The 25642-nt window shown below is 73.6% G+C and carries 24 protein-coding genes and 1 pseudogene; 12 read left to right on the forward strand and 13 right to left on the reverse strand.

The window, feature by feature from the left end; translation table 11 throughout:
• Positions 1-103: 103 nt before the first annotated feature.
• Positions 104-802, reverse strand: a complete 699-nt coding sequence (locus ADL08_RS22925) for a uridine kinase family protein (RefSeq protein ID WP_078968370.1) — start codon at positions 800-802, stop codon at positions 104-106.
• Between the two features lie 52 nt (positions 803-854).
• Here ADL08_RS22925 and ADL08_RS22930 point away from each other — a divergent pair, with 52 nt between their 5' ends.
• Positions 855-1253 (forward strand): hypothetical protein, encoded by a 399-nt coding sequence (locus tag ADL08_RS22930; RefSeq protein WP_053645963.1) that lies wholly within the window; start codon positions 855-857, stop codon positions 1251-1253.
• A 57-nt stretch (positions 1254-1310) separates the two neighbouring features.
• Here ADL08_RS22930 and ADL08_RS22935 read toward each other — a convergent pair whose 3' ends face one another.
• The 3 genes from ADL08_RS22935 to deoC are packed head-to-tail and all read right to left on the reverse strand — an operon-like array spanning position 1311 to position 4628.
• Complete coding sequence (locus tag ADL08_RS22935) at positions 1311-2204, reverse strand: aldehyde dehydrogenase family protein (protein WP_053645965.1); 894 nt, start codon at positions 2202-2204, stop codon at positions 1311-1313.
• Entirely contained in the window at positions 2197-3633 is a 1437-nt protein-coding gene (locus ADL08_RS22940) for an aldehyde dehydrogenase family protein (RefSeq protein ID WP_053645967.1), read from the reverse strand. Before ADL08_RS22940 ends, ADL08_RS22935 begins: the two co-directional genes overlap by 8 nt.
• Before the next feature lie 5 nt (positions 3634-3638).
• A complete protein-coding gene (gene deoC, locus ADL08_RS22945) occupies positions 3639-4628 on the reverse strand; it encodes a deoxyribose-phosphate aldolase (RefSeq protein WP_053646030.1) in 990 nt (329 codons plus the stop codon).
• A gap of 284 nt (positions 4629-4912) precedes the next feature.
• Here deoC and ADL08_RS38795 point away from each other — a divergent pair, with 284 nt between their 5' ends.
• The 3 genes from ADL08_RS38795 (at position 4913) to ADL08_RS22960 (ending at position 7889) form a co-directional block, all read left to right on the forward strand.
• Positions 4913-6406 carry a hypothetical protein gene (locus ADL08_RS38795; RefSeq protein ID WP_053645969.1) on the forward strand — a complete coding sequence of 498 codons (1494 nt, stop codon included), beginning with the start codon at positions 4913-4915 and terminating at the stop codon, positions 6404-6406.
• Positions 6407-6556: 150 nt separating this feature from the next.
• Positions 6557-7183 carry a class F sortase gene (locus ADL08_RS22955; protein ID WP_053645971.1) on the forward strand — a complete coding sequence of 209 codons (627 nt, stop codon included), beginning with the start codon at positions 6557-6559 and terminating at the stop codon, positions 7181-7183.
• A 34-nt stretch (positions 7184-7217) separates the two neighbouring features.
• On the forward strand, positions 7218-7889 hold the full coding sequence (locus ADL08_RS22960) for a PH domain-containing protein (RefSeq protein WP_053645973.1): 672 nt from the start codon (positions 7218-7220) through the stop codon (positions 7887-7889).
• 79 nt (positions 7890-7968) lie between these two features.
• On the opposite strand, the gene ADL08_RS22965 is transcribed toward ADL08_RS22960, so the two are convergent.
• The 3 genes from ADL08_RS22965 to ADL08_RS22975 all read right to left on the reverse strand — a co-directional run bounded on the left by ADL08_RS22965 (position 7969) and on the right by ADL08_RS22975 (position 11403).
• A complete protein-coding gene (locus ADL08_RS22965) occupies positions 7969-9621 on the reverse strand; it encodes a phospho-sugar mutase (RefSeq protein ID WP_053646032.1) in 1653 nt (550 codons plus the stop codon).
• A 348-nt stretch (positions 9622-9969) separates the two neighbouring features.
• On the reverse strand, positions 9970-10773 hold the full coding sequence (locus ADL08_RS22970; RefSeq protein WP_053645975.1) for a purine-nucleoside phosphorylase: 804 nt from the start codon (positions 10771-10773) through the stop codon (positions 9970-9972).
• 192 nt (positions 10774-10965) lie between these two features.
• Positions 10966-11403 (reverse strand): gamma-glutamylcyclotransferase, encoded by a 438-nt coding sequence (locus ADL08_RS22975; RefSeq protein WP_053645977.1) that lies wholly within the window; start codon positions 11401-11403, stop codon positions 10966-10968.
• A 204-nt stretch (positions 11404-11607) separates the two neighbouring features.
• Here ADL08_RS22975 and ADL08_RS22980 point away from each other — a divergent pair, with 204 nt between their 5' ends.
• Complete coding sequence (locus tag ADL08_RS22980) at positions 11608-13047, forward strand: NAD(P)H-quinone dehydrogenase (RefSeq protein ID WP_053645979.1); 1440 nt, start codon at positions 11608-11610, stop codon at positions 13045-13047.
• A gap of 225 nt (positions 13048-13272) precedes the next feature.
• Positions 13273-14193 (forward strand): DeoR/GlpR family DNA-binding transcription regulator, encoded by a 921-nt coding sequence (locus tag ADL08_RS22985; protein ID WP_053645981.1) that lies wholly within the window; start codon positions 13273-13275, stop codon positions 14191-14193.
• 64 nt (positions 14194-14257) lie between these two features.
• On the opposite strand, the gene ADL08_RS22990 is transcribed toward ADL08_RS22985, so the two are convergent.
• Positions 14258-14803 carry a TetR/AcrR family transcriptional regulator gene (locus ADL08_RS22990; protein ID WP_053645983.1) on the reverse strand — a complete coding sequence of 182 codons (546 nt, stop codon included), beginning with the start codon at positions 14801-14803 and terminating at the stop codon, positions 14258-14260.
• Positions 14804-14887: 84 nt separating this feature from the next.
• Entirely contained in the window at positions 14888-16642 is a 1755-nt protein-coding gene (locus tag ADL08_RS22995) for an acetyl/propionyl/methylcrotonyl-CoA carboxylase subunit alpha (protein WP_053645985.1), read from the reverse strand.
• A gap of 355 nt (positions 16643-16997) precedes the next feature.
• Here ADL08_RS22995 and ADL08_RS23000 point away from each other — a divergent pair, with 355 nt between their 5' ends.
• On the forward strand, positions 16998-17447 hold the full coding sequence (locus ADL08_RS23000; protein WP_053645987.1) for a hypothetical protein: 450 nt from the start codon (positions 16998-17000) through the stop codon (positions 17445-17447).
• A gap of 13 nt (positions 17448-17460) precedes the next feature.
• Here the strand turns inward: ADL08_RS23000 and ADL08_RS23005 are convergent, their stop codons facing one another.
• From ADL08_RS23005 to ADL08_RS23015, 4 genes are all read right to left on the reverse strand, one after another.
• Positions 17461-18066: a Maf family protein gene (locus tag ADL08_RS23005; RefSeq protein ID WP_053645990.1), complete on the reverse strand. Its 606-nt coding sequence runs from the start codon at positions 18064-18066 to the stop codon at positions 17461-17463.
• Positions 18067-18166: 100 nt separating this feature from the next.
• Positions 18167-18295: a morphogenic membrane protein MmpB gene (mmpB, locus tag ADL08_RS38800; protein WP_267889585.1), complete on the reverse strand. Its 129-nt coding sequence runs from the start codon at positions 18293-18295 to the stop codon at positions 18167-18169.
• A 245-nt stretch (positions 18296-18540) separates the two neighbouring features.
• Entirely contained in the window at positions 18541-18753 is a 213-nt protein-coding gene (locus ADL08_RS23010) for an acyl-CoA carboxylase epsilon subunit (RefSeq protein WP_053645992.1), read from the reverse strand.
• A 29-nt stretch (positions 18754-18782) separates the two neighbouring features.
• Complete coding sequence (locus tag ADL08_RS23015) at positions 18783-20375, reverse strand: acyl-CoA carboxylase subunit beta (RefSeq protein WP_053645994.1); 1593 nt, start codon at positions 20373-20375, stop codon at positions 18783-18785.
• 134 nt (positions 20376-20509) lie between these two features.
• On the opposite strand from ADL08_RS23015, the gene ADL08_RS23020 reads away from it, so the two are divergent.
• The 5 genes and pseudogenes from ADL08_RS23020 (at position 20510) to ADL08_RS23040 (ending at position 25628) form a co-directional block, all read left to right on the forward strand.
• Positions 20510-21364 carry a biotin--[acetyl-CoA-carboxylase] ligase gene (locus ADL08_RS23020; protein WP_053645996.1) on the forward strand — a complete coding sequence of 285 codons (855 nt, stop codon included), beginning with the start codon at positions 20510-20512 and terminating at the stop codon, positions 21362-21364.
• Between the two features lie 277 nt (positions 21365-21641).
• Positions 21642-22781: an adenylate/guanylate cyclase domain-containing protein gene (locus tag ADL08_RS23025; RefSeq protein ID WP_053645997.1), complete on the forward strand. Its 1140-nt coding sequence runs from the start codon at positions 21642-21644 to the stop codon at positions 22779-22781.
• A 69-nt stretch (positions 22782-22850) separates the two neighbouring features.
• Positions 22851-23639: an enoyl-CoA hydratase/isomerase family protein gene (locus tag ADL08_RS23030; RefSeq protein ID WP_053645999.1), complete on the forward strand. Its 789-nt coding sequence runs from the start codon at positions 22851-22853 to the stop codon at positions 23637-23639.
• Positions 23640-23735: 96 nt separating this feature from the next.
• A pseudogene (locus ADL08_RS23035) lies at positions 23736-24833 on the forward strand (diguanylate cyclase domain-containing protein); the annotation flags it as partial.
• Positions 24834-25163: 330 nt separating this feature from the next.
• Positions 25164-25628: a hypothetical protein gene (locus tag ADL08_RS23040; protein WP_234352236.1), complete on the forward strand. Its 465-nt coding sequence runs from the start codon at positions 25164-25166 to the stop codon at positions 25626-25628.
• The last annotated feature ends 14 nt before the right edge of the window (positions 25629-25642 follow it).

Raw genomic sequence — 25642 nt, forward strand, 5'->3', positions numbered from 1 at the left:
GAGCACGGGGGACCGTACGGGGGTACGGGGGAAAGAAAGAAGCGGATCGTACGGGCCCGGGGGTCTCGTACGGTCCGCTTCCTTCGTGTCGGACGGGGGGTCCCTACGGGCGGGCGGCGGGGGTGCGGTGGCGGCCCGCGGCCGCGGCGGCCAGCCGGCCCAGGGCCTCCGGCTTGGCGCAGGGGTGGGCGCCCAGCTCCGTCTGGCGGGCCACGATCGCGCGCTCGGTCCGCATCAGGCGCCAGCCGCGGCGCAGCAGGAACGGCACCGATTTGCGGCCCTCCTTGAGGTCCCGGGCGAGCCGGCGGCGGAACGTCGTCGAGGGGCGGCCGCGCAGACAGATCGCGTCGGCCAGGACGCCGAGTTCGCGGCAGCGGGTCACGATCTCGGCCGCGAAGATCCCCTCCGCCACGAACAGCGGGGTCCGGCCGATGTCCAGCCCCTCCCGGCCCGTCCGGGAGCTGGTGGCGAGGTCGTACACGGGGACGTCGGTCCGCCCCGTACGGCACAGCTCGACGACGGCGGAGACGGCGGCGTCCGCGTCCCAGGACTGCGGCGAGTCCCAGTCGATGTCCGCGCTGCCGTCGACGAGCGGGAGCGACGGGTCGTCGTGCTCCTTGTAGAAGTCGTCGAGGCGCAGGACCGGGAGGCCGGTGACGGCGGCGAGGGACGACTTGCCGGAGCCGGAGGGGCCCGCGAGCAGGACGACCCGGGTCGGGATCGGTTGGGAACTCACGGAACACCAGTGTGAGGCATTCCCCCGTGCAGGGGACCCCCGAGGGAGGGCATTGGTATCGAGCATCACACCTCCACTACTGTCGGTGTCCGCCCGAACACCCCCTGGAAGGAACGCCATGGCGCGTCACGCAGCCCCCAGCACCTCCCGTCGCAGCGCCCTGCTCAAGGCCGGACTCACCGTCACGGCGGCGGGCGCCGCGCTGGTCGGCGCGGGGGCCGGGGCCCAGGCCGCCGCCCCGCTGCCGCTGCCGGTCGACGCCCTGACGCGGACGGACGCCGGGGCGGCCGGCACGGGCGCGCTCGGCGGGATCGGCCATGCCCTGGGCCCGCTGACCCGGCTCCAGCTCGACCCGCTGGCCAACACCGGTGTCGACCCCCTCGACAACGGACTCGGCACCCAGGTCGCCGACTTCAAGCCGGTGGGCACGAACCTGGTCACCGACCACCTCACGAAGGGCGGGGCCGTGGCGGACCTGCCGGTGGTCGGACCGCTGTCGCAGGGGCTGCTCCCGTAACGCGGACGTGGGAAGGGGCCCCCGGGGTCGTCCCGGGGGCCCTTCCGTACGCGTCTTCTAGTACGAGGAGCCGGAGGCGCCCAGGCTGCCCGTCGGGTGCCAGACCGTCTTCGTCTCCAGGAACGCGGTCATGCGGTCCGTGCCCGGGGACTCCGCGAAGTCCTCGGCGCGGCGGCGCAGGACGCGCTTGAGGTTGTCCGCCGCCGCGATCTCCAGGTCGCGGGCGAGGTCGTCGTCGGACGCGCCCGTCAGGTCGATCGCGTTGACGTCCTGGTGGGCCGCGAGGTGCGGGCCCATCTCGGAGGCCTTGCCGGAGAGGATGTTGACCACGCCGCCCGGCAGGTCGGAGGTGGCGAGCACCTCGCCCAGGGAGAGCGCCGGCAGCGGGGCCTTCTCGCTCGCGACCACCACGGCCGTGTTGCCCGTCGCGATCACCGGGGCGATCACCGAGACCAGGCCCAGGAAGGACGAGTCCTGCGGGGCCAGGACCGTGACGACACCGGTCGGCTCCGGGGTGGAGAGGTTGAAGTACGGGCCCGCGACCGGGTTGGCGCCGCCCGTGACCTGGGCGATCTTGTCGGTCCAGCCCGCGTACCAGACCCAGCGGTCGATCGCGGCCTCGACGACCGCGGCCGCCTTGTTCTTGGACAGGCCCTCGGCGTCCGCGACCTCGTGCACGAACTGGCCCTTGCGGCCCTCCAGCATCTCGGCGACGCGGTAGAGGATCTGGCCGCGGTTGTACGCGGTCGCGCCCGCCCAGCCGCCGAAGGCCTTGCGGGCGGCGACGACCGCGTCACGGGCGTCCTTGCGGGAGGAGAGCGGGGCGTTCGCCAGCCACTTGCCCTTGGAGTCCGTCACCTCGTACACCCGGCCGCTCTCGGAGCGGGGGAACTTGCCCCCGACGTACAGCTTGTAGGTCTTGAAGACGCTCAGACGGTTCGCGTCAGACATCGAGGTAGGCCTCCAGACCGTGACGGCCGCCCTCGCGGCCGAAGCCCGACTCCTTGTAGCCGCCGAAGGGCGAGGTCGGGTCGAACTTGTTGAACGTGTTGGCCCAGACGACACCGGCCCGGAGCTTGTTCGCCACCGCGAGGATGCGGGAGCCCTTCTCCGTCCAGATGCCCGCCGACAGGCCGTACTGGCTGTTGTTGGCCTTCGCCACGGCCTCGTCGGGCGTACGGAAGGAGAGCACCGACAGGACCGGGCCGAAGATCTCGTCGCGGGCGATGGTGTGCGCCTGCGTGACGCCCGTGAAGAGCGTCGGGGCGAACCAGTAGCCGGCGGACGGGATCTCGCAGGCGGCGGTCCAGCGCTCGGCGCCCTCCGCCTCGCCCCGCTCGACCAGGTCGGTGATGCGGGCCAGCTGCTCCGAGGAGTTGATGGCGCCGATGTCGGTGTTCTTGTCCAGCGGGTCGCCGAGGCGGAGCGTGGACAGCCGGCGCTTCAGGCTGTCCAGCAGCTCGTCCTGGACCGACTCCTGGACCAGGAGGCGCGAGCCCGCGCAGCAGACCTGGCCCTGGTTGAAGAAGATGCCGCTGACGATGCCCTCGACGGCCTGGTCGATCGGGGCGTCGTCGAAGACGATGTTGGCGCCCTTGCCGCCCAGCTCCAGGGTCACCTTCTTGTCCGTGCCCGCGACCGAGCGCGCGATGGCCTTGCCGACGGCGGTCGAGCCGGTGAAGGCGACCTTGTTCACGTCGGGGTGCTCGACGAGCGCGGCACCGGCGTCCCCGTACCCGGGAAGGATGTTGACGACGCCCTTCGGCAGCCCGGCCTGGCGGCAGATGTCCGCGAAGAACAGGGCGGTCAGCGGGGTCGTCTCGGCGGGCTTCAGGACGACCGTGTTGCCGGTCGCGAGCGCCGGGGCGATCTTCCACGCCAGCATGAGCAGCGGGAAGTTCCACGGGATGACCTGGCCGGCCACGCCCAGCGGCTTCGGGTCCGCCCCGTAGCCCGCGTGGTCGAGCTTGTCGGCCCAGCCCGCGTAGTAGAAGAAGTGCGCGGCGACCAGGGGGAGGTCCGCGTCGCGGGTCTCCTTGATCGGCTTGCCGTTGTCCAGGGTCTCCAGGACGGCCAGCTCGCGGCTGCGCTCCTGGATGATCCGGGCGATCCGGAAGAGGTACTTGGCGCGCTCGGAACCGGGCAGCGCGGACCACTTCTCGAAGGCCTTCCGGGCCGCCCTCACCGCGCGGTCCACGTCCTCGGCGCCCGCGCGGGCGACCTCGGACAGGACCTCCTCGGTGGACGGCGAGACGGTCTTGAAGACCTTGCCCTCGGCCGCCTCGACGAACTCGCCGTCGATGAACAGGCCGTAGGAGGGGGCGATGTCGACGACGGACCGGGACTCGGGCGCCGGCGCGTACTCGAATGCAGATGCCATGTTGATCAGTCCACCGTCACGTAATCGGGGCCGGAGTAGCGGCCGGTCGCCAGCTTCTGGCGCTGCATCAGCAGGTCGTTGAGCAGGCTGGAGGCGCCGAAGCGGAACCAGTGGTTGTCCAGCCAGTCCTCGCCCACCGTCTCGTTGACCAGCACCAGGAACTTGATCGCTTCCTTGGTGTTGCGGATGCCGCCGGCCGGCTTCACGCCGATCCGCACGCCGGTCTGCGCGTGGAAGTCGCGCACGGCCTCCAGCATGAGGAGCGTGTTCGCCGGGGTGGCGTTGACCGCGACCTTGCCGGTCGAGGTCTTGATGAAGTCCGCGCCGGCCATCATGCCGAGCCAGGAGGCGCGGCGGATGTTGTCGTACGTGGACAGCTCGCCGGTCTCGAAGATCACCTTGAGGCGGGCGCGGTCGCCGCACTCCGCCCTGATCGCGGCGATCTGCTCGAAGACCTCCAGGTAGCGGCCGGCGAGGAAGGCGCCGCGATCGATGACCATGTCGATCTCGTCGGCCCCGGCGGCGATGGCGTCGGCCGTGTCGGCGAGCTTCACGGGGAGCGCGGCGCGGCCGGCCGGGAAGGCGGTGGCGACCGAGGCGACCTTGACGTCCGAGCCCGCGAGGGCGGCCTTGGCGGTGGCCACCATGTCGGGGTAGACGCAGACGGCGGCGGTCGCCGGGGCCGTGCGGTCGGTCGGATCGGGACGGACGGCCTTGGCGGCGAGCGCCCGGACCTTGCCCGGGGTGTCCGCGCCTTCGAGCGTCGTCAGGTCGATCATGGAGATGGCCAGGTCGATGGCGTACGCCTTGGCCGTGGTCTTGATCGAGCGGGTGCCGAGGGACGCGGCGCGCGCCTCCAGGCCGACGGCGTCGACGCCGGGCAGCCCGTGGAGGAAGCGGCGCAGCGCACGGTCGGACGCGGTCACGTCGGCGAATGCGAGAGCGGGGGTACCTCCCTCGCCGAAGGCCGAGGGGGAGGGTGCAGTGGTGGGCATGGTCACCAGTCGAGCATATCTACGCGCGTAGCGACCTGTACAGGGGAGGGGGTCCGTAGAGCCCGAGGTCACAGGCGGGCGGTCGGCGCGGCGGGCTCCGACGTGGGCGGCCGGTCGGCGGGGTGACCCCTGTCACAGGCCCGTGACATGGAGCGGACACGTTCTGAATACAAGATCAATAGATTTCTTCCTGCAGCCAGCCGGACCTCACCGGAAACAGTCGGACCGAGAAAAAGCGGCATGCGGCTCTCCATCCACCACCTGCCTGAAACACAGGAGTCGTTATGCGCACCGCCCTTCGCACCGCCGTCGCCACCGCCCTCGTCGCGGGCGTCGCGATCACCGCCCCGGCGTTCGCCGCCGGCGCCGCCTTCGCGGCCGACGGCCCGGTGGCCGCTTCCCCGGCCCCGGCGAAGCCGGCCGTCACCCCGGCCCCGGCGAAGCCGGCCGTCACCCCGGCCCCGAAGGGCACTCCGGCTCCGAAGGGCACTCCGGCTCCGGCTGCCGAGACCACCGCCCCCGCGCCCGCCGCCCCGGCGGTCCGTACCGTCCAGCTCGCCGGCGGACTGTCCGCCGAGGTGTACGCCAGGGGCGACCAGCACCCGTACTTCACCGCCACCGTCCTCAAGGACGGCAAGGAGCTGGGCGAGCTGAAGGCCGGCGGCGGCCACCCCGCCACGGACACCAAGTACTTCGCCCTGTACGCGGTGACGCTGGACTCCGAGGGCAACGTGAGCGCCGTCAGGGACGTCGACGTGAAGGGCACCCTCGTCCGCACCCAGACCCTCGTCGGCGGCACCATCGCCAAGATCTACGAGGTCAACGCGCTGCACCACCGCGCCGAGCTCTTCCGCGACGGCCACCCGGTCGGCGTCCTGGACGCGAACACCCGCCCCGCCGTCGGCAACGACAACGGCGAGTTCCTCGTCCTGAACCACGACGGCACCACCCACAACTGGGTGGGCAACTACCTCCCCGGCGCCGCCCCCGGCACCTACCGGCTCGCCGACGGCACCGTCCTCGAACTCGGCAGGAAGGACGGCCGCTACGGCCTCCAGCGGATCGTGAACGGCAAGGGCGACGGCTTCATTTACCTCAACGGCCACCGCCAGACCTGGACGTTCGGGAAGGCCGTCGTCGTCCTGGAGGAGGACGGCGGGTTCGCCGCCTACATCCTGGGCTCCGCCGCGCAGGCCGCCCCGCGCCCCGTCGAGGCCACCGCCACCGCCCCCGTCCCCGGCCCCGCCGTCACCATCGGCGAGTGCGCCGTCCGGCAGGTCGTGCCCTCGGTCTTCGGCGTCGGCTGGAGCGTCACCCTGACCAACGACCTGGAGAAGGGCCCGAAGGCCGTCCTCGTCGACGACCGGGGCGAGGTGCAGGGCACCGCCGACCGCGCCCACCCCTTCGACAGCCGCGTCGGCCTCAAGATCGACCGCGCCGGCACCGTCGCCCCGCGCCTCGGCCAGCGCACCCAGGGCGGTGACACGCCGTTCCGCTGGAGCTCCTTCCCGGCGCTGCCGAAGGGCTGCGAGAAGAAGACCTCCGCCCCCTCCCCGGCGCCCTCCGCCACCACCGGCACCACCGGCACCGACGTCACCACGAACAACGCCGGCCAGACCGCCGTCGTCCCGAAGGGCGGCGTCGCGGCCGGCGCCGAGCCCGGCACCGGGAGCGACTCCACCGCCCTGGTCGCGGCCGGCGCCGGTGCCGCCTCGCTCGCCGCCGCGGGCCTCGGCTTCGTCGTCCTGCGCCGCCGGACGGCCGCCGCCCGCGTCTGATCCCGTACGGGGACGATCCGCACCCCGTCGTCCCCCCACCGCGCCACCCGTCTCCCCGCCCCTTGACCCGAGCGGGAGCACCACCCCACCCCGGGCCGGTCGCCGCGTCCCGCGCGGCGGCCGGCCGCACCCGTCCGCCCGGAGCCCGCCGTGAACCGCACCCGCACCCGTCCCCGTACCGCCGCCGTCCTGCTCCTGGCCTCCCTCGCCGCGCTCACCGGATGCTCGGCCGGGGCCGGGGAGCAGACCGCCCCGCCCGCCCGGGTCACCGAGACCGCCGCACCGGCGGCGAGCACCGCCCCCGTCCGGCCGCTGGCGCGCTCCCTGCCCGTCCGGGTCCGGATGGCCTCCACCGGGGTCGACGCCGGACCCGTCCTGAAGCTGGGGCTCGCCGCCGACGGCACCGTCGAGGTGCCCTCCGTCGCGGACGCCGACCGCGTCGGCTGGTACGACAAGGGCGTCACGCCCGGCGAGACCGGCCCCGCCGTCCTCATCGGCCACTTCGACACCGAACGCGGCCCGGCCGTCCTCAAGGACGTCTCCCGCGCCCGGGTCGGCGACGAGATCACCGTCACCCGCGCCGACGGCAAGGACGCCGTCTTCCGCGTCAGGGAGCTGGAGCAGGTCGACAAGGACGCCTTCCCGACCGCCAAGGTGTACGGCGACACCACCCGGCCCGAGCTGCGCCTGATCACCTGCGGCGGCGAGCTGGCCGGCGGCCACCGCCCCGACAACATCATCCTGTACGCCGACCTCGTGGCCGTGCGGGCCGCCTGAGCTCCCGTCCGCCCGCTGAGGCAGAATCGGCGGCATGACGACCCCCGAGCCGACCCCCGAGCCGCGCCCCGAGCCGAGCCCCGGGTCGACCCCTGAGCAGTCCTACGCCGACCGGGTCTTCCGGTCGCCCCTCGGGATCGCGAGCGGGGTGTTCCTGCTGGTGCTCGCGGCCGTGTTCGCCGGCGACGCGATGCTCCGGGGCGAGGGCAGGACCCCCTGGCTCGCGCTCGCGGGCCTCGTCCTGGCCGTGCCGCTGATCGTCGCCTTCACGATCCGGCCCGCCGTGTACGCGAACGACCGGCGGCTCCGGATCCGCAATCCGTTCCGGTCGGTCACGCTGCCCTGGGCCTCCGTCGCCGACGTCCGCGCCGGCTACTCCAGCGAGGTCTTCACCCAGGAGGGCGACAAGTACCAGCTCTGGGCCGTCCCCGTCTCGCTGCGCCAGCGCAAGAAGGCCGCCCGCCGGGCCGCCCGCGCCTCCCAGGACGACCCCCACGGCCGCACCTCCGTCACCGCCGACGTGCGGCAGAGCGCCGCGCGGACCGCGCCCACCGACCAGACCGTCGCCGATCTGCGAGAGCTCGCCGAGCGGCACGCCGGGAGCCCGGAGGCGCAGGGCGAGCCGCGGGTGCGCTGGGCGTACGAGATCATCGCGCCCGCCGTCGTCGGACTGCTGCTCCTGGTGGTCCTGGGCGCGACCGGCTGAGCGGCCGGCCTCCCGGACACGCGTCGGGGCCGGTACGGAGATCCCCTTCCGTACCGGCCCCGACGCGTGTGCCGGCGGCCTACAGGCCCGCGGCCTCCGCCAGGTCCCGCTTGAGCGCGGCGAGCAGCTCGGCGGCCGTGGCGCGGGCCGCCGGCAGCGCGTCCGCCCCGGCCACCGGGACCACGACCTCCAGGTAGCACTTGATCTTGGGCTCGGTGCCGCTGGGGCGCACGATCACCCGGGCCCGGTAGTCGCCCTCCAGGCGGTAGCGCAGTCCGTCCGTGGGCGGCAGCGCCTCCGTGCCCTTCGTCAGGTCCTCGGCCGAGACGACCGTCAGGCCGGCGAGGGCGACCGGCGGGCGCTCGCGCAGCGCGGCCATCGCGCCCGCGATGATCCCCAGGTCCTCGACCCGCACCGACAGCTGGTCCGTGGCGTGCAGCCCGTGCTCCACGGCCAGGTCGTCCAGGAGGTCGGTCAGGGTCCGGCCCTCCTCCTTGAGCACCGAGGCCAGCTCGGTGACCAGCAGCGCGGCCGTGACGCCGTCCTTGTCGCGGACGCCCTCCGGGTCCACGCAGTAGCCGAGCGCCTCCTCGTAGCCGTACCGCAGGCCCTCGACGCGGGCGATCCACTTGAAGCCGGTCAGCGTCTCCTCGTACCCGACGCCCGCCGCCTCCGCGATCCGGCCGAGCAGCGAGGACGAGACGATCGACTCGGCGAAGACGCCCGTGACGCCCCTGCGCACCAGGTGCGCGGCGAGCAGCGCGCCCACCTCGTCGCCCCGGAGCATCCGCCAGCCGCCCCCGGCGGCCGGGTCCGGCACGGCCACCGCGCAGCGGTCGGCGTCCGGGTCGTTGGCGATCACCAGGTCCGGGGCCACGGCGCGGGCCGCCTCGAAGGCGAGGTCCATCGCGCCCGGCTCCTCCGGGTTCGGGAAGGCGACCGTCGGGAAGTCCGGGTCCGGGTCGGCCTGCTCGGCCACGAGCGCGGGCGGCGGGAAGCCGGCGCGCGCGAAGGCGGCCGTCAGGACGTCCTTGCCGACGCCGTGCATGGCCGTGTAGACGGTCCGCGCGGTCCGGGGCGAGCCGGGGGTCAGGACCGCGTCCGTGCGCTCCAGGTAGGCGTCGAGCACCTCGTCGCCGAGGGTCTCCCAGCCGTCCTCCGGACGCGGCACGTCGCGCAGCGAGCGGACGGCGGCGATCTCGGCGGCGATCTCCGCGTCGGCGGGCGGCACGATCTGCGAGCCGTCGCCCAGGTAGACCTTGTAGCCGTTGTCGCGCGGCGGGTTGTGGCTCGCGGTCACCTCGACGCCGGCGACGGCCCCCAGGTGCCTTATGGCGTACGCCAGGACGGGCGTCGGCAGCGGGCGGGGGAGCAGCGCGGCGCGCAGCCCGGCGCCGGTCATCACGGCGGCGGTGTCGCGGGCGAAGTCGGCGGACTTGTGGCGGGCGTCGTAGCCGATGACGACGAGGCCGCCCTCCTGGCCCTTCGCCTTCAGGTACGCGGCGAGGCCGGCGGCGGCGCGGATGACCACCGAGCGGTTCATCCGCATGGGGCCCGCGCCCAGCTCGCCCCGGAGTCCGGCCGTGCCGAACTGGAGCGTGCCGGTGAAGCGGACGGCGAGCTCGTCCGTCGTACCCGCCTCGATGAGCCGCGCGAGCTCCTCGCGGGTCTCCTGGTCGGGGTCCTCGTCGAGCCATGCCTGGGCCCGGGTGAGGAGGTCGTCCTGCGTCACGGTGTGCCTTTCGGAGGGGACGGACTCTGTACTGGTGCGGGTGCGGGTGCGGGTGCCGGTGGGTGCGGGCCGCTGCGCGGAGCCTTTCCCCACCCCGCCCCTTCCCGTAACCGGGGCTCCGCCCCGGACCCCGCGCCGCAAACGCCGGCGGGGCCGGATCTTCCGCCCTGGGGCGGAACTTCGGCCCGTACGGGGTCCGGGGGCTCGCCCCCGGTTCCGGGAAGGGGAGGGGGAGAGGCGGTCCCGCGCGGCCGGCCCTCACCGGAACCGGCGGTCGGAGGCCGCCGCAGCGCCCCGAAGCCCGTTCGGCCCCCCGGGGCCGAACGGTGCGAGGGGCGCGGAAAAGGGCTAGATCCGGTCCAGGACCCGCGTCAGCAGCTCGCCCATCCGCGCCGCCGAGTCGCGGCCCGCCTGGAGGACCTCCTCGTGGTTCAGCGGCTCGCCCGAGAGCCCCGCCGCCAGGTTGGTGACGAGCGAGATGCCCAGGACCTCGGCGCCGGCCTCGCGGGCCGCGATGGCCTCCAGGACGGTGGACATGCCGACGAGGTCGCCGCCCAGGACGCGGACCATGTTGATCTCGGCCGGGGTCTCGTAGTGCGGGCCGGGGAACTGCACGTAGACGCCCTCTTCGAGGGTCTCGTCGACCTCCTTGCACAGCGCGCGCAGCCGCGGCGAGTACAGGTCGGTGAGGTCCACGAAGTTCGCGCCGACGATCGGGGAGGCGGCCGTCAGGTTGATGTGGTCGCTGATCAGGACCGGCTGGCCGGGGCGCATGCCCTCGCGCAGACCGCCGCAGCCGTTGGTCAGGACGACGGTCTCGCAGCCGGCGGCGACGGCGGTGCGGACGCCGTGGGCGACGGAGGCGACCCCGCGGCCCTCGTAGAAGTGGGTGCGGCCCAGGAAGACCAGGGCGCGCTTCTCACCGATCTTGTACGAGCGGATCGTGCCGCCGTGGCCCTCGACGACCGGCGGCGGGAAGCCGGGGAGCTCGGTCACCGGGAACTCGGCCTCGGGGGCGCCGAGGGCGTCGACGGCGGGCGCCCAGCCCGAGCCCATGACCAGGGCGACGTCGTGGCTCTCGACTCCGGTGAGCTCGCGAAGGCGTGCGGCAGCGGCCTCGGCGGCCTCGTACGGGGTGGCAGTTGCGTTCACTGACTTCTCTCGCCTCGGGGAGGGGAGTCCGAGGCGGGCCCCGGACGATTTGATACGCGAAGAAGCGTAGCCGGAGAATCCCTACGCGCGTAGATGACGGTGCTGACGGACATGCGATCGTTGTCTTGTCGTTTCCGACGAAAACCGGAGCGGACCGGTCCGGCGAGGGGCGGCCGGCGCCCCGGAGGCGGCTCAGCAGGGGCGCTTGCGCAACTCCATCACGTAGTCGTGCGGGGCGCCCGCCGACTCGGCCGCGTCCGCGACCTCGCCCAGGTAGCGGGCCGACGGAAGCCCGCCCTCGTAGCCGTTGAGCACGTACACCCAGGCGGGCTCCTCTCCGTCCAGGGTGTGCGCCCGCACCCGCATGCGCCGGTAGACGTCGAGGCCCACGCCCTCCCAGCGGTCCAGGGAGTCCTCGTCCATCGGCGCGATGTCGTAGAGCGCCACGAAGACCTGGGAGCGGGGGGCCTCCACGATGGTGGCGAGCGCTCCCTCCCACCCCATCTGCTCCCCGCCGAAGGTGAGCCGCCAGCCGTTCAGCCAGCCGGTCCCGCGCAGCGGGGAGTGCGGTGCGCGGCGGCTCATCAGCCGCGCGTCCAGGTTGCCGGCGAAAGCGGCGTAGAGGGACATGGGACCGAGGGTACGGGAGGGGGGCGAGGGGGCGGCGGGCTTCCCCCGGAGCGCCGCGGACCCCTTCGGAGGCCCCGGCGCGTGACCGCGCCGGACGTGCGGGACAATGGGGTACGCACTTGAAGCGTGCGGGACAATGGCGTACGCACTGCAGCCCAGCGGGGGGACACCCCGGCAGAACGAGAGCGCGAGGCGTAGATCCCAGTGACCCGGATCGTGATCATCGGCGGCGGACCCGGCGGATACGAGGCGGCCCTGGTGGGCGCCCAACTCGGCGCGGAGGTGACCGTCGTCGACACCGACGGCCTCGGCGGCGCGTCCGTCCTGACCGACTGCGTCCCCTCCAAGACCCTGATCGCCACGGCCGAGGTGATGACCACCTTCGACTCCTCGTACGAGGAGCTGGGCATCATCGTCGCGGACGACACCCCCCACATCGACCAGGCCGCCCGGGTGGTGGGCGTCGACCTCGGCAAGGTCAACCGGCGGGTGAAGCGCCTCGCGCTCGCCCAGTCGCACGACATCGCCGCCTCCGTCACCCGCGCGGGCGCCCGCGTGCTGCGCGGCCGCGGTCGGCTCTCCGGCCGGCAGGCCGTGGACGGCTCCCGCCAGGTGATCGTGACCGCCGCCGACGGCACCGAGGAGACGCTGACCGCGGACGCCGTGCTCATCGCGACCGGCGGCCACCCGCGCGAGGTGCCCGACGCCGAGCCGGACGGCGAGCGGATCCTGAACTGGACGCAGGTCTACGACCTCAAGGAGCTGCCCGAGGAGCTCATCGTGGTCGGCTCCGGCGTCACCGGCGCCGAGTTCGCCGGCGCCTACCAGGCGCTCGGCTCCCGGGTCACCCTGGTGTCCAGCCGCGACCGGGTCCTGCCCGGCGAGGACCCGGACGCCGCCGCCGTCCTGGAGGACGTCTTCCGGCGCCGCGGCATGAACGTCATGGCCCGCTCCCGCGCCGCGTCCGCCAAGCGGGTCGGCGACCGGGTCGAGGTCACCCTCGCGGACGGCCGGGTCATCTCCGGCACCCACTGCCTGATGGCGGTCGGCGCGATCCCCAACTCGGCCGGCATGGGCCTGGAGGAGGCGGGCGTCCGCCTCAAGGACTCCGGGCACATCTGGACCGACCGGGTCTCCCGCACCTCCGCCCCCGGCGTCTACGCGGCCGGCGACGTCACGGGCGTCTTCGCGCTCGCCTCGGTCGCCGCCATGCAGGGCCGGATCGCGATGTACCACTTCCTGGGCGACGCGGTGACCCCGCTCAACCTGAAGACGGTCTCCTCGAACGTCTTCACCGACCCCGAGATCGCCACCGTCGGCTACACCCAGGCCGACGTGGACGCGGGCAAGATCGACGCCAAGGCCGTCAAGCTGCCGCTGCTGCGCAACCCGCGCGCGAAGATGCAGGGCATCCGGGACGGCTTCGTCAAGATCTTCTGCCGTCCGGGCACCGGCATCGTGGTCGGCGGCTGCGTCGTCGCCCCGCGGGCGAGCGAACTGATCCATCCGATCTCGATCGCGGTCGACAACAATCTGACCGTCGAACAGATCGCAAATGCTTTCACCGTGTACCCCTCCCTGTCGGGCTCGATCGCGGAAGTGGCACGGCAGTTGCAGACCCGAAAGTCGGCGGGCGACGCCTAGTCGCCGCGTCCGGCCCCGCTCCCGCCTGCGGGAACGGTTCTCCGACTCGGACAACCCCCGGCAAGCCGGGGCATAGAACGATCAACGACGGGGCCTCCCATACCACTTGGGGGCCCCGTCCGTGCGCAACTTCTGCAATTCGCCGCATACTGCTGAAAAGCATCGCGCGGCCACGTTACTGTCAGTTTCGTGTTCGCTGCAGAACGTCGCCAGTTGATCCTCGAAATGGTGCGCGCCAACGGAGCCGTGTCGCTCCGCGAGCTCGCCCGCGTCGTCCAGACCTCGGAGGTGACCGTACGAAGAGACGTACGGGCCCTGGAGGCAGAAGGACTCCTCGACCGCCGCCACGGCGGTGCGGTGTTGCCGGGCGGATTCACGCGAGAATCCGGCTTCCCGCAGAAATCCCATCTCGCGACCGCGGAGAAGACGGCCATCGCCGACGTCGCGGCGAGCCTCGTCGAAGAGGGCGAGGCCATCGTCGTCGGCGCCGGGACGACCACGCAGGAGCTGGCCCGCCGGCTCGCCCGCGTGCCCGGCCTGACCGTGGTCACCAACTCCCTGCTCGTCGCCCAGGCCCTCGCCCACGCCAACCGGGTCGAGGTCGTCATGACCGGCGGCACCCTGCGCGGCTCCAACTACGCGCTCGTGGGCAGCGGGGCCGAGCAGTCGCTCCAGGGGCTGCGGGTCTCCCGGGCCTTCCTCTCCGGGAGCGGGCTGACCGCCGAGCGCGGCCTGTCCACCTCCAACATGCTCTCCGCGAGCGTGGACCGGGCGCTCGTGCAGGCGGCGGCGGAGGTCGTGGTCCTCGCCGACCACACCAAGCTGGGCTCCGACACCATGTTCCAGACGGTGCCCACGGACGTGATCACCCGGCTCGTCACCGACGAGCCCCCCGCCCACGACGAGCGGGCCGCCACCGAGCTCCAGGCCCTCGCCGACCAGGGCGTGCAGATCGCCGTCGCGGGCACCGGCGGCGGTACGGCCGGTGGTGACCAGCTCCCCCCGGGCGCCCGGCCCCGCCGTGACGTGCCGCTCCCGGTCCAGCGCGGCCGGATGGCGGCGGGCCAGTTCCGGGGTCCGGGCGGCGCGATGGCCGCGGAGACGCTGGAGCGCACGGCCCGGGTGGCGGACCTGCGCCGCCGCTGAGGAGCGGGGGCGCAGGGACCCCGGGCGCCCGGGACCGCACGCACCCGCGTCCCGCGCACGTTCCTCAGGCCTTGATGCCCCGCAGCGTCAGCGCGAGCAGGCGGTCCGGCAGTTCCGTGTCCTGCGGGCACTGCTCCGCCGCGAGCGCGATCGCGTTGGTCAGCCGCAGCAGATCGCCGATCGACACGTCGGCCCGCACCCGGCCCGCCTCCCGGGCCCGCGCGAGCAGTCGCTCGCCCGCCGCGCGCAGCGGGTCGCCGCACCGGGAGAGTGCCGAACTCCGGTCGTGCGAGGCGGACATCAGCGCGTGCGCGAGCCCCCGGTACTCGCCCGCCCGGGCGATCAGGGCCCGCAGCCACTCCACGAGCGCCCGGCACGGCTCGTCGGCTTCCGCCAACGCGCGCGAGTGGTCCAGGAGTTCGGCCAGGGCCTCCTGGAAGACGCCGTTCAACAGGTCGGCGCGGGTGGGGAAGTGGCGGTAGAGGGTGCCGATCCCCACGCCCGCGCGGCGCGCGATCTCCTCCAGGGGCGCGTCGGCGCCCTGGCCGGCGAAGGCGGCGCGGGCCTCGACGAGCAGGCGTTCGTGGTTGCGGCGTGCGTCGGCGCGCATGGGTGACGGAGGCCCTCCCCTCGGCGAAGGGCCCGCGGGCGACTGCCCGCGGGCCCTTCGTACCGTACTGGGTGCGACCGGAGGTCAGTCCTTGATGTCGCAGATGGTGGCGCCGGAGGTGACCGAGGCGCCGACCGCGGCGTTCAGGCCCTTGACGGTGCCGGAGCGGTGCGCGTTGAGCGGCTGCTCCATCTTCATGGCCTCCAGGACGACGATCAGGTCGCCCTCCTTGACCTCCTGGCCCTCCTCGACCGCGATCTTCACGATCGTGCCCTGCATCGGGGAGGCGAGGGTGTCGCCCGAGGCCGACGGGCCGGACTTCTTCGCTGCGCGGCGCTTCGGCTTCGCGCCGGCCGCCAGACCGGTGCGGGCCAGGGACATGCCCAGGGAGGACGGCAGGGAGACTTCGAGGCGCTTGCCGCCGACCTCGACGACGATCGTCTCGCGGCCCGTCTCGTCCTCGTCGGCGTCCGCGCCGGCCGGGGCGAAGGGCTTGATCTCGTTGACGAACTCCGTCTCGATCCACCGGGTGTGGACCCGGAACGGGTCCGCGGTGAACGCCGGGTCGACCACGACCGCGCGGTGGAACGTGAGGGCGGTGGCCATGCCCTCGACCTTGAACTCCGCCAGGGCGCGCGCGGCGCGCTGGAGGGCCTGCTCGCGGGTGGCGCCGGTGATCACCAGCTTGGCCAGGAGCGAGTCCCAGGCCGGGCCGATGACCGAGCCGGACTCCACGCCCGCGTCCAGACGGACGCCGGGGCCGGTCGGGGGCTGGAAGAGGGTGACGGTGCCGGGCGCGGGCAGGAAGTTGCGGCCCGGGTCCTCGCCGTTGATGCGGAACTCGAAGGAGTGACCGCGCACGGCCGGGTCGCCGTAGCCCAGCTCCTCGCCGTCGGCGATCCGGAACATCTCGCGGACCAGGTCGATGCCGGTGACCTCCTCGGTCACCGGGTGCTCGACCTGGAGGCGGGTGTTGACCTCCAGGAAGGAGATCGTGCCGTCCACGCCGACGAGGAACTCGACCGTGCCGGCGCCGACGTAGCCGGCCTCCTTCAGGATCGCCTTCGACGCCGCGTACAGCTGCTCGTTCTGCTCGTCCGTCAGGAAGGGGGCCGGGGCCTCCTCGACCAGCTTCTGGTGGCGGCGCTGGAGCGAGCAGTCACGGGTGGAGACCACGACCACGTTGCCGTGGGTGTCGGCCAGGCACTGCGTCTCGACGTGGCGCGGCTTGTCGAGGTAGCGCTCCACGAAGCACTCGCCCCGGCCGAAGGCCGCGACGGCCTCGCGGACGGCGGAGTCGTACAGCTCCGGCACCTCTTCGAGGGTGCGGGCGACCTTCAGGCCGCGGCCGCCGCCGCCGAAGGCGGCCTTGATCGCGATCGGCAGGCCGTGCTCCTTCGCGAAGGCCACGACCTCCTCCGCGCCCGAGACCGGGTCGGGGGTGCCGGCGACCAGCGGGGCGCCGGCGCGCTGCGCGATGTGACGCGCCGCCACCTTGTCGCCCAGGTCCCGGATCGCCTGCGGCGGCGGGCCGATCCAGATCAGGTCCGCGTCGAGGACCGCCTGCGCGAACTCGGCGTTCTCCGAGAGGAAGCCGTAGCCCGGGTGGACCGCGTCCGCGCCGGAGTCCTTCGCGGCCTGGAGGACCTTGGCCATGTCCAGGTAGCTGGTGGCCGGAGTGTCACCGCCCAGAGCGAACGCCTCGTCGGCCGCACGGACGTGCAGGGCGTCCCGGTCCGGCTCGGCGTACACGGCCACGCTGCCGATGCCGGCGTCCCGGCACGCCCGGGCCACACGGACAGCGATTTCGCCACGGTTGGCGATGAGCACCTTGCGCACGATGGCTCCCTCCTTGAAACAAGCTGAGTTTAGGGACTGCCGACACGGCCTTTCGACCCGTCCCCAGTGGTGAGCTTGCCCACACGGAGCGTGACCCCGGGCCTGCTCGGGTCGTGAATTCCCTTGTCGCACCACGGTACGCAGGGTTCCTTTACGGCACAGTAGCTCCGAGGTGTGGCGCAGGTCTCTGTTCATGCGGCCAGTCGCCGTTCGGGTTTCTTTGTGGGGTCCCTACGAACGGTTCGGCGTTTCTTTGCCCGGCCGTCGGTCGTGGCCCGGCGTGTGCGAACTCTTGTCCAGGGGTTTACCGGCCAGTAGCCTTCCCGCTGTCGATCGTACTGTCGGTAACAGGCGAATGCAGGGGGTGGCCGAGGTGGCCCGCAGACCGATAGCCCTCGTGACGGCCGCGGTGCTCCTCCTCGAAGCGCCCGGCATCGTCGCGATCAACGCCGTCATGGCGCGCTTCGTGGGGGCCCAGTCGATGTCCCTCGACGGCATGGACCCCGACGCGATGGTCACCGGCACCTGGGCCCTCGGCATCGCCTCCGGGGCGGCCCTCGTCCTCTGCGCCCTCGTCGCCCTCCTCGCGGGCCTCCGCGACCGGGCCCCGGGCCGCTTCGGCCGGGGCCTGCTCATCGGCTGCGCGGTCGTGCACGGCGTCCTCGGCGCGGTCGCCGTCGGCCTCCTCGGCTGGAAGGCCTTCGCCTTCCTGATGCTGGTGCTCGGCCTGATCGTCCTCACCCTGGTGGCGTACGGGAAGGAGCCCCGGGAGCCGGTCGCGAAGGAGGCGCCGGTTCCCGCGTAGCCGCCCGGGAGCCTCAGGCCCAGAGGTCCGTGATCTCGACGTCCAGCTTGCGCAGCAGCCGCCGCAGCAGCGGCAGGGACAGGCCGATCACGTTGCCCGGGTCGCCGTCGATGCCCTCGATGAACGGCGCCGAGCGCCCGTCCAGGGTGAACGCGCCCGCCACGTGCAGCGGTTCGCCGCTCGCCACGTACGCCGCCACCTCCGCGTCCGTCGGCTCGCCGAAGCGGACCACCGTGGAGGCGGTCGCCGACTCGAAGCGCTTGGCGGCCGTGTCGTACACGCAGTGACCCGTCTGGAGGATGCCGACCCTGCCCCGCATCGCCTTCCAGCGGGCGACGGCCTCCTCGGCGTCGGCCGGCTTGCCCAGCGCCTTCCCGTCCAGCTCCAGGACCGAGTCGCAGCCGATGACGAGCGCGCCGGACGCCTCGGGCCGGGCGGCCACGTGGGCGGCCTTCGCCTCCGCGAGGGTGAGCGCGAGCTCGGCCGGGGTCGGGGCGTGGACCTCGTCCTCGTCGACGCCGCTCACGATCACCTCGGGGGCGAGTCCGGCCTGCCGGAGCAGACCGAGCCGGGCGGGGGAGGCGGAGGCGAGCACGACACGGCGCGGATCAGCAGTCATGGGGGCAGCGTAGCCAGTGCGGAGGGCCCGGACCCACCGGACGGCGGGGGTCCGCGCGGGGTCGCGCCCCGGCCCGTTGTCCGGGGGCACGCGCGCGGGGTCAGCGCACGCCGGCCGCGAACATCGCCACCACCATCGCGAGTGCGAGGAGCACGCCCGCGCGGCGGAGCATCGTCTGCGTCTCGCGCATGAACTTCGGCGGCTCGTTCTCCGGGTCGGACCACAGCATGCCTACGATCCTGCGGCCGGAAGGGCCGCGGCGCCTGAGTACGGATACTCAACCGGCCCGGTGTCCGGGGACACGCGCGCGAAGGAGCCGGAAAACGGAAGCACGCGCGCGAAGGAGCCGGAAAACGGAAGCACGCGCGCGAAGGAGCCGGAAAACGGGAGCACGCGCGCGAAGGGCCGGACCCCCCGCACACGGGGTCCGGCCCTCCGGCCCTGACGTCCAGGGCCCATCCGGCGGATCGGGGCCTAGGCGGGCCAGTACGACCTCGCCCAGGTCCGCGGGCCCGGACGGGGCCGTACGGCCCGCGCGATGCGGGAGGGGTCCGACCACCCCTCCGGCACCGCCGGGCCGCCGCCCCCGGCGGACGCCGCCGCCGTGGCCGCGGCCCGGGCCTGGACCACCGCCAGTGCGGCGGCCAACTCCTCCGGAGTCGGGTTTCCTCGTACGACCTTGATCATGTCGGCTCCCTGAGGGTCCGGAGGGGCTGCTAGAGCGGGATGTTGCCGTGCTTCTTCGGAGGCAGGGATTCCCGCTTCGTACGGAGCTGACGCAGCCCCTTGACGATCTGCGGGCGCGTGTCGGACGGCAGGACCACGCCGTCGATGTACCCGCGCTCGGCCGCCGTGTACGGGTTGAGCAGGGCGTCCTCGTACTCCTGGATCAGCCGCGCCCGCGTTCCCTCCACGTCCTCCGCCTCCGCGATCGTGCGCCGGTGCAGGATGTTGACCGCGCCCTGCGCGCCCATGACCGCGATCTGCGCCGTCGGCCACGCCAGGTTCAGGTCCGCGCCCAGGTGCTTGGAGCCCATCACGTCGTACGCGCCGCCGAAGGCCTTGCGCGTGATGACCGTGATCAGCGGGACCGTGGCCTCCGCGTACGCGTAGATCAGCTTCGCGCCGCGCCGGATGATGCCGCCGTACTCCTGGTCCACGCCCGGCAGGAAGCCCGGCACGTCCACGAAGGTCAGGACCGGGATGTTGAAGGCGTCGCAGGTGCGCACGAAGCGCGCGGCCTTCTCGGAGGCGTCGATGTCCAGGCAGCCGGCGAACTGCATCGGCTGGTTGGCGACCACGCCGACCGGGAAGCCCTCGACCCGGCCGAAGCCGGTCAGGATGTTCGGCGCGAACAGCGCCTGCGTCTCCAGGAACTCGCCGTCGTCCAGGACGTGCTCGATCACCTTGTGCATGTCGTACGGCTGGTTCGCCGAGTCCGGGATCAGCACGTCCAGCTCGCGGTCCTCGTCCGACACCTCGGTGTCCGCGGTCTCCGGGAAGGCCGGCGGCTCCGACAGGTTGTTCGAAGGGAGGTAGGAGAGCAGGGACTTCACGTACTCGACGGCGTCCTTCTCGTCCCCCGCCATGTGGTGCGCCACGCCCGAGGTCGCGTTGTGCGTCCGGGCGCCGCCCAGCTCCTCGAAGCCCACGTCCTCGCCGGTCACCGTCTTGATGACGTCGGGACCCGTGATGAACATGTGCGAGGTCTGGTCCACCATCACCGTGAAGTCGGTGATCGCGGGGGAGTACACCGCGCCGCCCGCACAGGGGCCGACGACCAGCGAGATCTGCGGGATCACGCCGGAGGCGTGGGTGTTGCGGCGGAAGATCTCGCCGTACATGCCCAGCGCGCTCACGCCCTCCTGGATGCGGGCGCCGCCGGAGTCGTTGATGCCGACGACCGGGCAGCCGGTCTTCAGCGCGAAGTCCATCACCTTGATGATCTTCTGGCCGTACGTCTCGCCGAGCGCCCCGCCGAAGACCGTGAAGTCCTGCGAGAACACCGCCACCGGACGCCCGTCGACCGTGCCGTAGCCGGTGACGACGCCGTCGCCGTACGGACGGTTCTCCTCCAGGCCGAAGTTGGTGGAGCGGTGCCGGGCGAACTCGTCCAGCTCGACGAACGACCCTTCGTCGAGGAGGAGGGCGATCCGCTCGCGCGCGGTCAGCTTCCCCTTCGCGTGCTGCTTCTCCACCGCACGCTCCGAGCCGGCGTGGGTGGCCTCGTCGATACGGCGCTTGAGGTCCGCGATCTTGCCCGCGGTCGTGTGAATGTCGATCTCGTACTGCTCTGCCGGCTCGGACATCGGGATGCGGCTCCCTGCCTGGTCACGGGGGGTTCGATGACTGCGAATGGGCTACTGCTGCCCTACTGACCCGTAGCGTATCCACGCCGATACGGTTCGGCACTGCGGTCTTTGCCACACCTACTCTGGCTTGCATGACGTCCTCACAAGGCTCCGGCGGACGCTGGTCCGACCTCGACCGTCCCCCGCTCAACGAGACCGCCCTGCGCCGCGCGCTCGTCCTCCCCGACGGACTGTGGACCTCGCTCGACGTGGTCCCCACCACGGGATCCACCAACACCGACCTCGCCGCCCGGGCCGGTGAACTGCCCGAGGGCGCGGTGCTCGTCGCCGAGGAGCAGACCTCGGGCCGGGGCCGCCTCGACCGCGACTGGAGCGCGCCCGCCCGCTCCGGGATCTTCGTCTCCGTGCTGCTCAAGCCGGACGTGCCCGCCCACCGCTGGGGCTGGCTCCCGCTGCTCACCGGCGTGGCGGCGGCGACCGGCCTCGCGAAGGCCGCCGGGATCGACATGTCCCTCAAATGGCCCAACGACCTCCTCGTTTCCGTCAAGGGCGAGGAGCGCAAGACCGGCGGCATCCTCGCCGAGCGGGCCGGCACGGACGGCGTCGTCGTCGGCCTCGGCCTCAACGTCACGCTCCGCGAGGACGAACTCCCCGTCCCCGGCGCCGGGTCCCTCCTCCTCGCCGACGCGGTCTCCACCGACCGCGACACCCTCCTGCGGGCCGTCCTGCGCTCCCTCGCCCAGCGGTACGGGGAGTGGACGCGGGCCGGCGGCGACCCCGAGGCCTCCGGGCTCCAGGAGGCCTACGCGGCCGGCTGCGCGACCCTCGGCCGCCGGGTCAGGGCCGAGCTGCCCGGCGAGCGGACCCTGGAGGGCGAGGCGATCGCCCTGGACGGCGACGGGCGCCTGGTGGTGGCCACGGAGGGCGGCGGCACGGAGGCGGTGGGCGCGGGCGACATCGTCCACCTGCGCACGCCGGGCGTCTGACACCGGTGGGCGTACGTCCCGCGGGGGCGTGAAGTCCCCCCGTACGGAGTCCGGGGAGGGCGGCCGCGCTCCCCGGCGCGCGCCGCGCCCTCCCGGCCGTCCGCGCCCCCGTCCGCGCGGGGCGCCCGCGCGCCCGGGAACCCGTACGGCCCGGGAATCCGGAACACGGGCGGCGGCCGTCGGGGCGTGAGCCATTCCACACCTGCCGTATCGTGGAGCGCGATCCAGGCGACAGATCGGCAGGGCAAGTGGGCAGGGAACGGGCAGGAGGCGGCCGGTGACCGTCGACGACGAGGACTCGGGCGGCGCGCCCGAGCCTCCCGCGTACCCCACCCCCCATCACGAGGTCGACCACACGGCCGAGCCGAGCGACGACCCCCTCGCCATCCGCCTCGAACAGCTCATCCTCGGCGCGGACCGCCGCTACACCCCCTTCCAGGCCGCCCGCACCGCCGGCGTCTCCATGGAGCTGGCCTCCCGCTTCTGGCGCGCCATGGGCTTCGCCGACATCGGGCAGGCCAAGGCGCTCACCGAGGCCGACGTGCTCGCCCTGCGGCGGCTCGCGGGCCTCGTCGAGGCCGGGCTGCTCAGCGAGCCGATGGCCGTGCAGGTCGCCCGCTCCACCGGACAGACCACCGCCCGGCTCGCCGAGTGGCAGATCGACTCCTTCCTGGAGGGCCTCACCGAGCCGCCCGAGCCCGGCATGACCCGCACCGAGGTCACGTACCCCCTGGTCGAGCTGCTCCTGCCCGAGCTGGAGGAGTTCCTGATCTACGTGTGGCGCCGGCAGCTCGCCGCCGCCACCGGCCGGGTCGTGCAGGCCGCCGACGACGAGGAGATGGTCGACCGGCGGCTCGCCGTCGGCTTCGCGGACCTCGTCGGCTTCACCCGGCTCACCCGGCGTCTGGAGGAGGAGGAGCTCGGCGAGCTGGTCGAGGCCTTCGAGACGACCTGCGCCGACCTGGTCGCCGCGCACGGCGGCCGGCTCATCAAGACCCTCGGCGACGAGGTGCTCTACGCGGCGGACGACGCCGGCATCGCCGCCGAGATCGCGCTCCGCCTGATCGAGACCCTCGGCCACGACGACACGATGCCCGCGCTGCGCGTCGGCATCGCCTTCGGCACCGTGACGACCCGGATGGGCGACGTCTTCGGCACCACCGTGAACCTCGCCAGCCGGCTCACCTCGATAGCCCCCAAGGACGCCGTCCTGGTCGACAGCGCCTTCGCGAAGGAGCTGACCAGGACCGGCGAGGCGCCCGTCTCGGAGGCGGAGGCGGCCGAGGAGGCGGCCCGCGCCGAGAAGGAGGGCCGCACGCCCGCCGCGTACCGCTTCGCGCTCCAGCCGATGTGGCAGCGCCCGGTCCGCGGCCTCGGCGTCATCGAACCCTGGCTCCTGGGCCGCCGTCCGTCCTAGGATCTCCTCCGTGAACGCCGGTTAACAGCCGTTAACGGGCGGAGCCGGCTGGTGGGAGGGTGTGCGGTCATGTCCGAGCAGCGTTTCGGTGAGTTCGTGGTGGTCCGGCGGGAGGGGCACGTCGCGGAGCTGGTCCTCGACCGGCCCAAGGCGATGAACGCGGTCTCCTCCGAGATGGCCCGCTCCCTCGCGGCCGCCTGCGACGCGCTCGCCGCCGACGCCGCCGTCCGCGTCACCGTCCTCACCTCCTCGAACGACCGGGCCTTCTGCGTCGGCGCCGACCTCAAGGAGCGCAACTCCTTCACCGACGCCGAGCTGGTCCGCCAGCGCCCGACCGCCCGCGCCGCCTACACCGGCGTCCTGGAGCTGCCCATGCCGACCGTCGCCGCCGTGCACGGCTTCGCCCTCGGCGGCGGCTTCGAGCTGGCGCTCGCCTGCGACGTGATCGTGGCCGACGCGACCGCCGTCGTGGGCCTGCCCGAGGTCTCCGTGGGCGTCATCCCCGGCGGCGGCGGTACGCAGCTGCTCCCGCGCCGGGTGGGTGCGGCCCGCGCCGCCGAGCTGGTCTTCACGGCCCGCCGGGTGGAGGCGGCCGAGGCCCGCGAGCTCGGCCTGGTGGACCTCCTGGCGGAGGACGCGCGGACGGGCGCCCTGGAGCTCGCCGGGCGGATCGCGGCCAACTCCCCGGTGGGCCTGCGCGCCGCGAAGAGGGCCATGCGGCTCGGCCAGGGCCTGGACCTGCGGGCGGGCCTGGAGGTCGAGGACGCGGCCTGGCGCTCGGTGGCCTTCTCGGGCGACCGGGCCGAGGGCGTGGCGGCCTTCAACGAGAAGCGGAAGCCGGAGTGGCCGGGGGAGTGAGCCCCTGCCGTCCGACATCCTCCCGATTTGTATTAAATATCACTTAACGTGACGCCCCGGCGGGGAAAACGGATCAAACCTCCCTAAGCTGGAGGAATGGGTGAGGACGGGCGGCTGCGGGCCGTAGTGGCGCTGGCGCAGGGGATGGCGGCGGCGCACACTCCACGGGAGTTCTGGCGGGCGGCTGCGCTCGGGGCCTGCGGCGGGCTCGGCGGGAGCTTCGCCGCCCTCTCCGTCTGGCAGCGGGACCACGGACGGCTCAAGGTCCTGGTGAACGCCGGGGAGCGGGCCGTGGGGGAGGAGGAGTTCCCGGACGCGGAGACGTATCCGGTCCACCAGTTCCCCGAGATCACCGAGTTCCTGCACGAGCGGTGGGCGGGCGGCGGCGAGCCGGACGCCTGGGTGGAGACCGCCGCCGACCCCGTCCCGACCGGCCGGGTCAACGGTCTGCGGCGGCGCGGGCGCGGCTGCTGCGTGGTCGCCCCGATCGTGCTCCACGGGCGGGCCTGGGGCGAGCTGTACGTGGCCAGGCCGCCCCGGCAGAAACCTTTCACCAGCGCGGACGCCGGCTTCGCGACCGTGCTCGCCGCGGTCGTCGCGGCGGGCATCGCCCAGGCCGAGCGCCTGGAGGAGGTCCGCAAGCTGGCCTTCACCGACCCCCTGACGGGCCTGGCCAACCGGCGGGCCGTCGACGCCCGTCTGGACGAGGCCATCGAGCGCTACCGGACGGACGGCTCCGTGGTGAGCCTGGTGGTCTGCGACCTCAACGGCCTCAAGCGGGTCAACGACACCCACGGCCACGCGGTCGGCGACCGCCTCCTCGAACGCTTCGGCTCCGTCCTCTCCCGCTGCGGCGCCCGGCTCCCCGGCGCCCTCTCGGCCCGCCTCGGCGGCGACGAGTTCTGCCTCCTGACGGTCGGCCCGACGGCGGACGAGGTGGTCGCGGTCGCCGAGGAGCTGTGCGTACGGGCGGCGGAGCTGGAGCTGGGCGAGGGCGTGGCCTGCGGGGTGGCGTCCACGGGCGACCCCATCGGACCCCTCAAGTCGGCCCGCCGCCTCTTCCGGCTCGCGGACGCCGCCCAGTACCAGGCCAAGGCCGGCCGCTCGGCGAAGCCCGTGGTGGCGGGGCGCGACGGCACGGTCGTACGCCTCGCGGACGCCCCGCCGGGCGCCCGCGACCGCCGCCGCTTCCGCGACGCGCCGACGGTGGAGCTGCCGGCCCCGGGACCGGCGCAACCCGGCCCGGATCCCGCCCCGGACTCGGCCCCGGCCCCGGACCCCGCCCCCGCCCCGGACTCGGCCCCGGCCCCGGGTCCCGCCCCGGCCCCCGCCCCGGAGCCGGGTCGGGACCGCCCCGGGCCCGCGGCCTGGCCCGTGGAGCCTCCGGGCGAGGAGCCGACGGAGACGGCCCTCCGCCCCGGGGAGCCCCCGTCGGCGGACCGGTGAGACCGGGTCCCGGGTACTCACCTGAGGTGAGTACGCGCGCGCTGTCCGGGCCCGGAGCCGCCGCGGAAGACTCGGCGCATGGAACGGAACGCAGGACAGAACGCAGGACGGAACGCAGGACAGAACACGGGGCAGGACGCGTGGCGGGCGCTCGCCGTCCTCCTCCTGACGGCCCTCCTCGCCCTCGGCGCCTGGGCCGCCTGGCTGGGCTGGGACCAGCACCGCGACCAGCACCCCGACGGATCGGTGAGCGGCCCGTACGAGGTCTGGCAGGTGGCGGGCCTGGTGCTCGGCCTCCTGGTGCCGGTGTGCTGGGCGGCGGCCCGGCGACAGGCCCCGGGCGCCGTCCTCGGCACCACGGCCGGCCTGACCGCCGCCGCCTTCTGGGACTGGTCGGACGACGCCAGCGGCCTTTTCGTGATCGGGGTCGGCATGGTGGCGGCGGGCAGCCTGGCGGCGACCTCCGTCGTCTCGCTCCTGACCGCCCGCGCGACGGGTTCCCCGAGGGGAGGCGGAGCGACGGCGACGGCACCGGCCCGGTAAGGGACGCCCCCCGG

The organism is Streptomyces sp. NRRL F-6492, from assembly GCF_001280125.1.
Taxonomy (GTDB): domain Bacteria; phylum Actinomycetota; class Actinomycetes; order Streptomycetales; family Streptomycetaceae; genus Streptomyces.